A 12,013-nucleotide genomic window follows, 5' to 3' on the forward strand; every position below is an offset into this window, starting at 1 on the left:
ATACAACGACAACACCACCTCGTCGACCCGCCGACAGGTGCCGCTGCCGCACGATCCGGGGTTCGAACGTGATCGTGATCTGCGGGGACCCCGCTACTCCCGCACTGCCGCACCGGGCCGCAGGTTGTCCACTCGATCACCGGAAGCCGGCGGCCCAGGAACCGTTCCGTCGACCGGACGGGTTGGCCTCGACCCCAGAATCCCCTCCCGCAGCTGACGCCGCACAGCTCTCTGGGCGATTCTGGGTGGAGCAAGCGGAAACTGTACCGGCCTCGTCCGCTCGGCCTTGTCTCACGTGCTCTGCCGACGTCGCAGATACGAGGTCCGGCCACGGCCCCGCGTCGACCGATACGCCAACGAGTCGGAGTCCTACGTCGACCTCGGCCACCACATGCTCGAACACGACAGGGACGGCCGGTACTGGATGATCGCCGACGTCCGCCACGCCCGCCGCTACCTGCGCACCTTCGCGCTGGACCCGAAAATCAACAAGGCGACGCGCAAGGCCGGGATCATGGCCAAGGGCAGGACCCTGGCCGGATCGGTATCGATCCGGCGCGGCTGCAGGCCACCGCCGATCGGTTCAACGGCTTCGCCCGCTCTGGCGCGTCAACCGCAGGAATCAGTTCCACACCGCGCTCGAAGCGCTTCTCACACCACGACACCACCTCTCAGGGCCGAGAGAAACGTCTACCGGGTCGCATTGGACGACCGTCAGTCGGCAGCGGGTTCCGGGCGGCGCACCGGGGCTCTTCTCGGCGAAGGCTCCCCGGCGCCAGTGACAGGTTTGAGGACCGGTTCGATCAGTTCGGTGAGCCGATGGCGCTGTTCCGGGTCCAGACGGCCGGTTGCCGGCAGCAGCGCGGCCCTGACCTCGCCGTAAAGCCGCTCGGTCAGTTCAAGTCCGGCCGCAGTGAGGAACACGTCAACAGCTCGGCGGTCCTCGGCGCTCTTGCCACGTGCGAGCAGCCCTCGGCGCTCGGCACGGTCGATCAGGCCGGACATCGTCGACTTGTCCAGGCCGAGGAACGTGGCCAACTCGGTCATCCGTGGCCTGCGATCGCGCAGCAGGCCAAAGACCCGCAGTTGCGTCAACGACAGGTCATGCTCGGCGCCAACCCGGGTGAGCACGCCCATCACCTGAAAGGCGTTGCGGACGAGGGCGTCCACGAGAGGGTCCGCGGTGACGCCGGCCGGCACATCGGTGGTCATGTCCGCATGCTAATTGACATGGTTCGCAATGCCAACCAAAGTATGGAAGGTTGGTAAGACGAACTACTCAGCGGAGGTTCCTCATGCTTGCCACCGCCCTGGCGATGCCCGACCCACCCGGACCGCGGGGGCCGCTGGCGGCCGCCCGCCGCGTGACCACGCTGATCGCGGGCCTGCCCGCCACCCTCATCATCCTGCTGCACTCCGCCGGCCGGTCCCCATTCGCGACCGTCGCCGCACTTGCCGCCATCCTCCTCGCTGCCACTTCCTGGCAGGCCAACTCACGCAGGCGGCCGGCCGCACCCTTCAGCCGGGCCAGGCACTACACCGGCCACGGTTCCCGAGTCACGCCACCTCCGCCTGGCGACGACCCTCCAGCACCTCCCCCGCTGAACGCGACGCGCCCCCGGCCGGACCTGGCGCCACCAACCCAGACCCTCTCGGCGACGTCGTCGGCCCTCCGGCAGCGGCTTCCCCCCTCGTGGCATCGCCGCACGACGCCCCGCCGCCACCCTGATCACAACCGCCACCCCCGCTCGCGGTGACTCGGAGGGCCAGCGCCCGATCGAGCGGCGGGGCACCCACCCTTGACATCGTTTGTATTACCAACCATCATCGCTCTTGTTGGTAATACCAACGACCTAGGAGGGCCACATGCACGCCGCTGTCATCACCACCTTCGGTACCCCGCCGATCTACCGTGAACAGCCCGAACCGGTCGCCACCGGCGAGAATGAAATGGTCGTGGAGGTTCTCGCGGCCGCACTGCACCACCTGACGAGGGCAAAGGCCGACGGTTCGCACTACTCCAGCAGCGGCGTACTGCCGCTCGTGCCCGGCGTCGACGGCGTCGTGCGCGACAACCAGGGGCGGCTTCGCTATGCGGCGCTGGAAGACACGGCCCTGGGCACGTTCGCCGATCGAACCGTGATCGACCCGCGCCGCAGCGTTCTCCTGCCGGACAACATCGATCCCGTGCAGATCGCCGCCGCGATGAACCCCGGGATGTCCTCATGGGTCGCGCTGCGCCGCCGCATCAACTTCCCGAAGGGACAGCGGGTCCTCGTGCTCGGTGCCACAGGCAGCGCCGGACGGATGGCAATCCAGATCGCCAAGCGATTCGGCGCCTCCAAGGTGATCGCCGCCGGCCGCGACGCCGCGCGCCTGGCCACTCTGCCCGCGCTCGGCGCCGACGAGGCGATCACGTTCGACCAGATCGAGCAGGCATCCGACGTCGATGTCGTTCTCGACTACGTCTGGGGCGAACTCACCGGCCGGGCCATGATGCATCTGCTCACCGCTCGCACCGACCGCAGTGTCCCGCTGACCTGGATCGAGATCGGGTCGATCGCCGGCGATCTCGCGCTGGTCCCGTCCGCTGCCCTGCGCGGCGCACAGCTGCAGATCATCGGCAGTGGCATCGGCTCCGTCTCCCCCCGCGACTTCATGCCAGAACTGCCGGAACTGGCCACCGCGGTGGCCGAGGGCGCGATCGAGGTGCGGGCCCGGCGCATCCCACTCGCGGAGATCTCACAAGCGTGGACCGCCGAGACAGACGAGCGCATCGTCCTGGTGCCGTAGTCCGCCCGGAGGATCGCCCGCTGCGGCTGCCACCACGGGCGGTCCTTCGGAACTGGCCTGCCAGTCACCGAGCATCCCGCCTGCCCTCCGGCAGGGCGTCCGCCCCACCAAGGAGTGATTCATGCAGAAGCGCGCGTTGATCGTGGGACTGGGGATCGCGGGCATGGCAACGGCGATCGGCCTACGCCGGGCCGGATGGGCGTCTGTGATCATCGAGCGGGCTGCCGAGCGCCGAACCGGCGGATATTTCATCGGCCTGCTTCCCGACGGCAGGCAAGCGGCCGATGACCTCGGCATCGCCGACTACCTGCACACCCGCACCCCGGACAGCGGGACCGTATGGTCCCTGAACCGCGACGGAACCCGCAAACCTGGTCTGGGCTTCCTCGACCAGCCCGGACAACCGAGCGCGGTGCTGCGCGGCGACATCGAAGCCGCGCTCTGGCACGGGATCACCGAGCCGGCACCGGGTGGGAGCGACATCGAGGTCCGCTACGCCACCACACCTATGAGAGTCGTCGAAGGCTACGACCGCGTGGAGGCACGGCTCAACGACGCCGCCACCAGCACCCCGTACGACGAGTCCTTCGACCTCGTCATCGGCGCGGACGGGCTGCGCTCAAGCATGCGTCAGATGGTGTTCGGCCCGCACGAGCGCTTCATGACGAACTGGAACGCGATGATCTGCGCCTTCCAACTGCCCGAGCAGGTACCCGGCTTCGCTCCGCAGGACAGCATCATCAGCGCCCGCTCCAAGCGGGCGGCCTGGGTGTTCGCACTGGCCGACCAGGCACCGACGGCGCTACTGACCTACTGCACCAAGGACATCGACGCCGAATTCACCGATGAGCCAATCGAGCGTCTGCGCACGGTCTACCAGGGCATGGACGATCCCGCCGTGCGGCACGTCCTGGACTCCCTGCCGCAGGCCACCGACTATCTGATCGACTCCGTGCACCAGGTACGGATGCCGCGGTGGGGCCAGGGACGGGTGACGCTGCTCGGCGATGCGGCATGGTGCCTGAACCTCTACTCAGGAATGGGAGCCAGCGCGGCCCTCAAGGGCGGCGCTGAACTCGGCCGGGCATTGCGAGAGAACCCCGACGACGTCAACGCCGCCGTGGGCGTCTGGGAAGCCCGACTACGCCCGTTCATCACCAAGCACCAGCGCACCACCCGCCTGAAGCAACAGATGCTGGTCCCGACGAACCGCTGTTTCGCGGCGATCCGCTCACTCGTCGTGGACCTCGCCGCCAGGGTCCGGCGCCGCGCTGTCGCCCGGGAGGCCACCCAACTGCAAACCTGACCGAATCAGGCAGCACAGATCGCCGGACACAGGCCGGCGGGCGGCCCGTACGCACGGAAGTCGCGTGCACGGACCGCCCGCCAGTCCTGGTCTTGAGAGGTATCAGCGGTCAGCGGTGCGAGCCCGGTCGGGGGCAACTGCACCCACCCCTGCCTGCGCGTGCTCGTTCTCGCAGGTCAGACCGTGGAGTGCCACCCCCTCGCCGGGCTGCTCACCGTGGCCGTGTGCGCGGTCCTCGCAGGCGCGTCGTCGATGCCGCCCCCGCAGCCTCACGGTCTCATTGGGGAACCGCTGGCATTCGGGTACGTGCCGACTCCATCACGACCGTCCCCACCCGCAAATAGGCGCGAGTCGAACCCGTCAACGTCGACGTAAACCTGCAGGTGATGATGAGAGGCAAACAGGGAACCTATCCACTTATCTGCCGCCTTCGCCCACGCTGCTTCTTCGCAGTTCAAGAGCCCGAGGTGATCGCTGGCGACAGGGGAATTCGGTACGTACGCGTGAGGGTTCGGCGCTGACGTCAGCCCTAGGGGGTTAGGGGTCAGATAAGCGCCGGTCTCGGGGTCGTAATAGCGGTGATTGCCGAAGTGCAGCCCTGTTTCTTGATCGCAATACTGACCGGGAAACCGCAGCGGGGTGGTCGCGGTGTCGCGCTGCCAGGAGGGTTGCCCCCACAGGGTGTGCTGCTGGTTGCCGACGATGGCCCCGTCAGGGGAGACGAGCTCGATCGGTGCACCACTCAGGTCCGTGACTACAGAGTTGAATTCTTCGTCGACCCTCTCCTCTCCGGAATCTCCGCGGATAACGGTTCGCGAGACCTGAGTGAGTGGGACGAGCGAGTCGTTCCGGTAATTCCATGTGGTGACCTTCTTGCTATCACCACGGACGTCCTCTTGCTCCGCGAGAACTCCCCCGTCCCACGAGAACTGCGTCTGCTCCAGTAGCTGACCGTCAGAGGAGAGATGACTCTTGCCGATGCGACGGCCAAGGGGGTCGTATTGATAGTGCCATTTACTTCCGTCGGGAAGGTCGACAGAGAAAAGCCGGCTCTCAGCGTCCCACGAATAGCGCCAAATTTCAGGATCGCCGGATATCCGCATCCGCGTCCGCGTTATGACGCGCCCAGCGGCGTCGTATCGGTAGCTGATGTTCCCGGCCCGGGTGGTGAGGGTTCCGTCTATTTCGCGGGGCCCTTGCGATGACATCTCCGGGGTTCCGGCAGCAGGACCAGAGGCCGAGGCCGGCCAGACGGCGTTCACGATGTTGCCCACGGGATCATAGTCGTACTGCTCCGACCATCCGTTACCTCGGCCAGTAACGGCGGTAACACGCCCGGCGGAATCGAGGCGGAACGCCCGGTCGCCGGTGAGCAGGTCTTCCAAGCCCGTGACGAATCCGTCTGGGCTGTATGTATACGCACGCCGTTGGAGCAGTTGCCCCTCGACCATGGACCCTTCCCGGCTGGGGGAAGCAGCAGAGCTGGTGAGGGCCTGAGTCACGAGGCGACCGAGTTGGTCCCATTCCTGGGTGAGGACAGTTCCTCCGGGCAGGTCCCGCTGGATTTCTCGTCCGGCGGAGTCATAGCCGAACCGCAGCTCCCTGCCGTCGGCGGTGAGTGCCGAAGCCAGCCCGGCGGCGTTGTAGACCCAGGCAGTACCGGCCCCGGAAGGAGTGACGCGGCTCGTTACCCTTCCGGCCACGTCGTAGGTCTTGGTGACTGTGCGACCGTTGCAAGTGTCGGTGACCACCCGTCCGAGCGAGTCCCGGACGAAGACCAGCTCCACGTCCTCGTTTTTCGCGCGCACGAGACGGCCTGCCGGATCGTAGTCGAACGTCGCCACCGCGCCATCTGCGGGGTGATAGGTAGCCAGCTTGCCAAGCAGGTTGTAGGCGAACGAGGCCTCATGCCCGCTGGCGTTCACCCGGTGTACGAGCTGTCCTGCGGCGTCATACCAGTACTGGGTGGTAGCTCCGCTGTAATCGGTCTGCGCACTCAGCCGGCCGGCGGAGTCCAACTCGTAATGCCACTTCAGCCCGCCGTGGATTACCGATGTGAGGCGGCAGCTGTGGTCATACTCAAGCTCGCTGCGGGTACCACCCGGCCAGACGATCGACACAAGCTGACCAAATGGCCCGTATGTGTTCGACGTGACCGATCCCGTGGCGGAGATCCGTCGCAGCAGGTTCTCTTCGCCGTCCCAGGCCCAGGACTCGGTTGACCCGTCCGACAGGGTCCGGGAGACGGGGAGGCCATCCGTCGTCCATGCATAGGCCGTTGTCCCGCCGTCGGAGCTCATGACACGCACGACTCGTCCTAGCTGGTCGCGCTCGTACCGGGTCGTTTCGCCGGTGGGCTTGGTGACGGTCACGGGCAGGCCGGCGGGATCGCACTCCATCGTGGTGACCGCGCCATCCGCACTGGTCACCTCGGCGAGATGCCCGCGGCTGTCATACCCGTACTTGAGCACCGAGTCGTCGGGCGCGGTCAGTTCGGTGAGATTGCCGTTCTTGTCGAAGGCCTGCAGCCAGAAACTTCCGTCCGGCCCGGTGATCCGTGCCGGGAGGCACGCCTCATCGGCTTCGACGCGGGATTCGCGACCCTCCGGATTGGTTACCGAGAGCAGGTTGCCGCGGTCGTCGTAGGCATATCGCGTGACCCTGCCGAGGGGGTCGGTGCGGACTGCGACACGGCCACGTTCATCGTATTCCGTCCGCGCCGTTTTGCCGATCGGGTCAGTGATCGCGGCGACTTGGGCAGACTCGGTGATCGCGTAGGAGGTGACAGCTCCGTCGATGTCGGTCCAACGGGTGATGCCGGGCTCGTAGGCGAAGGTGCCGGACAGGACACCGTTGGGGCCTGCTACGCCGACGCACCGGCCTTCGGAGTCGAAGGTGTAGTGGCAGGAGTAGCCGTTACGGTCGGTCCAGCCGGTCAGGCGGGCCGCGCCGTCGTAAGTGAAGCGCCGCGGTAGATCGGACGAGTTGATGACGCCGGACAGGTTGCCGGAATCGTCGTACTCGAAGCGGCGCAGGGGGATGTCGGTCTGGCCGTCGCGGCCGGCGAGGGCCAGCGCGGTGACGCGCTCGCCGGTGACCGATACGAGGACGCGGTAGCCGCCGGAGTGGACGATGCTGAGCGGACGGCCGACCGCGTCGTAGCTGAAGGTAATCTCGTGGCCTATGCGGTCCGTGACCGAGATCAGGGGCAGTTCGTCGTCTTCATATCCGGCCCGACGTTCGAACTGCCAGGTGAGGCCGCGCTGCGGGTCGCTGATGGCGTAGGAGCCGTCCGGGTTCTGCAGCAGCGGCCAGGCGGGGCCGGCAACCGGGATGGAGGGGGGATCACCGGCGCTGCCCGGGGATATCCACGTCACAATCTCCCCGTCGGCGAACCTCGCACAGATCTGATCGCCGGTCACCTGCAGGCGCTGGTCGAGGCTCGACATCCAGGACCGTCCGAACCACCGGCCTGCACGGAAGGACGACCTGTGCGCACGCTCGAGCACGAGGGCTAGGACGCCGGGCAGCGTGACATCGATCTCGGCCAGAATGACGTCACCGGTCGCCACGTCCACGAGATCGTTGACGTCAGGCATAATAGTCTCCACCCCTGTCTTGCCGATGGCTTCTTGTTCCCATTTATTCGGCTTCCTCAAGCTTTGCTCGCCGGTGCCGGTGGCCCGCTTGCCGACGTAGGACGCGCAGCGACAGCGGCCGACCGGACAGATTCAGATGGGCCGTGGAGCACCAGGTGTCGTTGTTGCCCGACACGCACTTCGCCTCCGGGCCGGCCAGTGCGCCGGCGTGCGAGAAGGCGTCGAACCCCGCAGCCGGAACCTCCCCGAAGGCCTTGGCCGCTCCCAGGCCACGACCGTCCGTAGGCCGGCGACGCGCGGATAGCCGTAGAGCTACCGAGATCTCACAGCTACCGACCCTGCTGACCGGTTTCACCGGACGACGGCACCAACCCTCGCAGCGGCGCGAAATCGTGCCAGGGATCCTGCAGGGCCTGACCCCACGTCGCCTCGTGCCCCCGGCGCCGGAGCCTGAAGTAGACCGTGCGCCGAACGGAATCGCCAGTGTTGTTGCCCCCGTTGTGGCCGAGGAGGTAGTGCTTCAGCAGCATGTCGCCCGGACGACCGCGCACCATGTCTCGCTCCGGCAGCTTGACATTCGGGTAGGTCGTGAAGGCCTCGGGTCCGCGCTCGCGGAAGAGTTGTGCGTGATCGCGGTGCGTTCCCGGCCAGACGAAGAGGTTTCCCGTGTCGTCGCTTGACTGGTCGGTCAGGAAGAACCCGGCGAGCATGGTGAACGTCCATGGGGGGTCACCGGGTTTCCGCCCCTTACCGCCGTCGATGTGTGGCTTTTCCCGGGCGTCCTTGAAGGGCGGGTAAGTCAGTGCGGTCTGCACTGTCTCGGGAAACTCCAGCTCGCCGTTCCCGGTGAGCCCTTCGGCGAGCGAGAAGGCCGAGGTGTCACGCAACAACGCCGCAAGCACCGGCGCGTCCTCCAGCTGCTGGAACCGGTAGACCACCCCAACGTGCCCTTCCGCCGGCGGCCGCGCGCGTACCTGCTCATCGACCGCCGCGTTGGCAGCGGCTATCAGGTCCGGCGGCACGACATCCGGGATCACGATGTAACCGCGCTCGGCGAACTCTTCCAGCTGTTCACGAGTCAGCACCCGTTTTGCGCTCAACGCCGCCTGCCGGTCACGACTCTTCGGCATGGCTTCGGTCGGATCAGCCACGGAATCTGCCACCCACCCCTCTGTCACGGATACCCTGCTGAGGCTAGGTCGCGTGAGGAGGGATCCATATCCCTCGGTCTGACAGTTGCCCGCGGGGCGGGCTCAAGCTGTCGCAAACTTCCGTTTCGCCCACCCGCCGGGACCGGCGCGGCCCTGCTCGCCGCCCTCGACAGGATCGCGAGCGTGCCCGAGAATCTCGGCGACATCCCGCGCGCCGAGGCGTTCAAGCGGCTCGGCCGGCGCCTGCATCCGCACATCTTCTCGTTCGCCGCGCCCGCGTTCGCGGTCGCCCTCGGCGCACCGTACTCATCACCCGGCTTCGCCTTCCTGTCCGGGAGAAATGCGATGACCAGTGGCCGAGCGAGATGAATCGCAGACTAACCGGCAGTGCCGCGGTAACCATCCCTCACATTGACTGCACGTGGTCACCGCGAATGAAACGGCCCGACGTTTCCCGGAAAGGCCGAATCGCGTCAGGCGCGGGCCGCAGCCAACGGTCGACTCGGGCGGGGAAGGCGTTGCCGCCCCAGTCGCTGAGCGGCAACTCGGACGTCCGGCACTCCACGACATCGCCCGGTTCGGCACCATCGGTGAAGGGGCGGTTCACGAGACCCTCCCGGGCGGCCACGGCAGGGTGGGATTCCATGCCGGCGGAACTCCGCACCGGCCGGACGGAACGCTCGGCGTCCTCGGCCCGCGTACCGGTCATCGCGGGACGGCGTGACCGCGCTGCGCGTGGAACTGGCCAGCCCCGGCACGTCGCCGGTCAACGCCGCCCTGCACCACCTCGCTGCGGAGCTCAACGCCCTGAAGCTGTCCCTGAGCTCGGTCGAGGATCCGGCCACGGCGATCGCCGCCCACCGGCGCTTCGGCGATCGGATCCGGGCCACCCCGTCCCCGCCCGCATCGAAACGACATGACAGCCCGCTTCATCACCGTGGCCGCGGAGGCTCTGGCCGCCCCGGGCCGGACGCCCGGTGGACGATCCGGAGCCCCAGAGCGTCGCCGCCGCGCTGATCGGGCTGTGGGGCGTCCAGTTCCACCGCCTGCCGGCACCTGCGCGCGGACAGCATGCCGGACCAGAGCCACGAGGCCGCCACGGCCGACATCCGGCGCGCCGCCGAGCTCATCGAACCCGGGCTCGATTCCTTTCATTGCCGAGGAGCGCGCCGTCACCGCCGCAGCGCAGTGACCGGCACGCCCGCCTTCTTACGGTGAAGTAGCTGGATACGCGCCGCGAGGGCGATGTGAAAGCCGAGGAATGCCAGGATCGCGGCGGTCGAGCGCAGGACGTCGGCCCGCTGCCGGCGCAGGTTGCTGCGACCGGCCATCAGGAAGGAGAGCAGCAGGCAGTCAGCTGAAGTCTTTGGCGTGGTCCTCGGCCCACTGCCGGAACGAGCGGGCCGGCACCCCGGTGACATCCTCGACGGCGGTCGTCACGACGCACGGAGCCGTTAGGAGCTCGGTAAGGGTCCGGATGAGGGATTCCGGCATCTTCGGCTCGATGTCCTCCGGAGCCAACTCGACGACATCGATCGGCCGCCCGATCACCGCTCCGATCGTTTCGATGTACTCCTGCTGCGTCAAGGCTTCCGGTCCGGTCAGCCAGTACGCCTGCCCCTCGTGCCCAGCGTCAGTCAGGGCGCGGACTGCGACGTCGGCGATGTCGCGTTCGTGGATCGACGCGGTGCGCCCTTGCAGGAAGGGAACACGCAACACCTCACCGGCCCGGATCGCCCGAGAAAAGCTGAGTTGCTTGGTGGCGAACGTGGTCGGGCGGAGGAAGGTCCACGCGATTCCGGACTCCTGCAACGCCTCCTCCACCGCGGAGTGCTCTTTCGCGCTCCGGCTGTGTTTCATGGTGGGTTCGACCACGGCCGCCGACGACAGGAACACGACGTGTTCCACCCCGGCCGCCCGCGCCGCGCTGACGAACTCGGCGATGCCGTCCCGGCTGGCGTACAGGAAGACCTTCTTGACGCCGTCGAGCGCCGCCGGCAGAGTCTCCGGCTTCTCCAGGTCGAGGCGGACCATCTCGACGGCGTCCGGCAACTCCCCGGTCCCCGGCGTCCGGCTGCTCCCGCGGACCGAGACCCCGGCGGACACAAGCCCAGCCACCACATGGCTGCCCACACTGCCGTACGCGCCGATGACAAGAACAGACATGGCTTCTCCAAAGGGTTAGCGGGTCGACGTTCGAACGAATCGCCGCCGAACGACAGCATCCAAATGCTTCAGCAGCAGCAGGTTCTGCCCCGACCGGGGATCGATCGGAGCTGAGCTGCTCGACGGCCTTGATTATAGAGCCCAGTGATGCGGCGCTCGGTGGCGTCGGCGTGGGTGTCCCCCGCCGTGACCAAGGCTGACGGCTGGACAGGAACGTTAGCAGAAGACGTGAAGATACATCCATCGAGGACGTTTGCCGAAGCCGAGCGAGTTGGCACAGCTGCAGCTCGGTCATCGGTGATTACCTGCCTCGCCGCGTGGGCGCCCGGGAGTGTCTCAAGCAGGCACACCACGTACGCGCAGTTCGTTCAGCACAACGACGTGTTCGACACCCAGGTGCCGACCGGCTCGCCCCGGCGACCAGCCGAGTTGTGGAGATGAATAGCGTCGTCGACCTGGCCGGGCGACACGCCACGCCATCTCCCGGCGCCGTAGGGCGCAAGCCGGGAAACGGTTGATACGCACGCTTCTTCGCCACGCCCGGTCGGGATCCGGAAAGCGCCCCGGGTCTCGTTGCGGTCCTCCACACGCACGCCGGGCAGCTCGCAAATCAACGTGATCGGCAGCGGCCCCGGGGACGCGGCCAGCAGGTCGACCTCGTCGGCCTCGGCCAACTCGTCGAGCAACTGCGTCGTGACCTCCGCGATCCGCGCGCGCAGCCGGGCCACCGTGCGGGCGGCCCCCACACGGGCTGCCCGCGCGGTGCCCCGACGAGGCTGACCGGCCCCTGCTGGCGAAGGCAGGGCCTCCATCTCGTGCGACTTCTGGATGGAGTCCTCGTCCAGCTCGGTCAGGTGTCCTGCCTGCCCCATGTGTGTACCCACGAGTAGCTCTCAGCGTTCGTTGGGTGGGGTGGGTGCGTGTTGTCAGTCGAGGTCGCGTAGGCCGGGGAGGACCTGTTCGGCGAAGGTGGTGAGGAATCGTTCCTGGTCGTGTCC

At 67.3% G+C, this 12,013-nt stretch carries 11 protein-coding genes; 4 read left to right on the top strand and 7 right to left on the bottom strand.

Annotated features, from left to right (window positions below):
• Positions 1 to 714: 714 nt before the first annotated feature.
• Entirely contained in the window at positions 715 to 1,212 is a 498-nt protein-coding gene (locus tag ACFYZF_RS18630) for a MarR family winged helix-turn-helix transcriptional regulator (RefSeq protein ID WP_387022138.1), read from the bottom strand.
• Positions 1,213 to 1,866: 654 nt separating this feature from the next.
• Here ACFYZF_RS18630 and ACFYZF_RS18635 point away from each other — a divergent pair.
• Positions 1,867 to 2,793: a zinc-binding alcohol dehydrogenase family protein gene (locus ACFYZF_RS18635; RefSeq protein WP_387022141.1), complete on the top strand. Its 927-nt coding sequence runs from the start codon at positions 1,867 to 1,869 to the stop codon at positions 2,791 to 2,793.
• Positions 2,794 to 2,914: 121 nt separating this feature from the next.
• Entirely contained in the window at positions 2,915 to 4,099 is a 1,185-nt protein-coding gene (locus ACFYZF_RS18640; protein WP_387022143.1) for an FAD-dependent monooxygenase, read from the top strand.
• Positions 4,100 to 4,368: 269 nt separating this feature from the next.
• Here the strand turns inward: ACFYZF_RS18640 and ACFYZF_RS18645 are convergent, their stop codons facing one another.
• Both ACFYZF_RS18645 and ACFYZF_RS18650 read right to left on the bottom strand, forming a co-directional pair.
• Positions 4,369 to 7,758, bottom strand: a complete 3,390-nt coding sequence (locus tag ACFYZF_RS18645) for a DUF6531 domain-containing protein (protein WP_387022146.1) — start codon at positions 7,756 to 7,758, stop codon at positions 4,369 to 4,371.
• A gap of 269 nt (positions 7,759 to 8,027) precedes the next feature.
• On the bottom strand, positions 8,028 to 8,849 hold the full coding sequence (locus ACFYZF_RS18650) for a phytanoyl-CoA dioxygenase family protein (protein WP_387022148.1): 822 nt from the start codon (positions 8,847 to 8,849) through the stop codon (positions 8,028 to 8,030).
• Between the two features lie 183 nt (positions 8,850 to 9,032).
• On the opposite strand from ACFYZF_RS18650, the gene ACFYZF_RS18655 reads away from it, so the two are divergent.
• Entirely contained in the window at positions 9,033 to 9,218 is a 186-nt protein-coding gene (locus tag ACFYZF_RS18655) for a hypothetical protein (RefSeq protein WP_387022151.1), read from the top strand.
• 37 nt (positions 9,219 to 9,255) lie between these two features.
• Here the strand turns inward: ACFYZF_RS18655 and ACFYZF_RS18660 are convergent, their stop codons facing one another.
• Positions 9,256 to 9,558, bottom strand: a complete 303-nt coding sequence (locus tag ACFYZF_RS18660; protein ID WP_387022153.1) for a hypothetical protein — start codon at positions 9,556 to 9,558, stop codon at positions 9,256 to 9,258.
• 11 nt (positions 9,559 to 9,569) lie between these two features.
• Here ACFYZF_RS18660 and ACFYZF_RS18665 point away from each other — a divergent pair, with 11 nt between their 5' ends.
• Positions 9,570 to 9,866 (top strand): hypothetical protein, encoded by a 297-nt coding sequence (locus tag ACFYZF_RS18665; protein WP_387022156.1) that lies wholly within the window; start codon positions 9,570 to 9,572, stop codon positions 9,864 to 9,866.
• Between the two features lie 155 nt (positions 9,867 to 10,021).
• Here the strand turns inward: ACFYZF_RS18665 and ACFYZF_RS18670 are convergent, their stop codons facing one another.
• From ACFYZF_RS18670 to ACFYZF_RS18680, 3 genes are all read right to left on the bottom strand, one after another.
• Complete coding sequence (locus ACFYZF_RS18670) at positions 10,022 to 10,180, bottom strand: hypothetical protein (protein ID WP_387022159.1); 159 nt, start codon at positions 10,178 to 10,180, stop codon at positions 10,022 to 10,024.
• Between the two features lie 22 nt (positions 10,181 to 10,202).
• Complete coding sequence (locus ACFYZF_RS18675) at positions 10,203 to 11,015, bottom strand: SDR family oxidoreductase (RefSeq protein ID WP_387022161.1); 813 nt, start codon at positions 11,013 to 11,015, stop codon at positions 10,203 to 10,205.
• A gap of 368 nt (positions 11,016 to 11,383) precedes the next feature.
• Complete coding sequence (locus ACFYZF_RS18680; protein ID WP_387022164.1) at positions 11,384 to 11,887, bottom strand: hypothetical protein; 504 nt, start codon at positions 11,885 to 11,887, stop codon at positions 11,384 to 11,386.
• Between the last annotated feature and the right edge of the window lie 126 nt (positions 11,888 to 12,013).

Origin of the sequence: Micromonospora sp. NPDC001898, from assembly GCF_042891255.1 — a bacterium.
Classification (GTDB): Bacteria; Actinomycetota; Actinomycetes; order Mycobacteriales; family Micromonosporaceae; genus Micromonospora.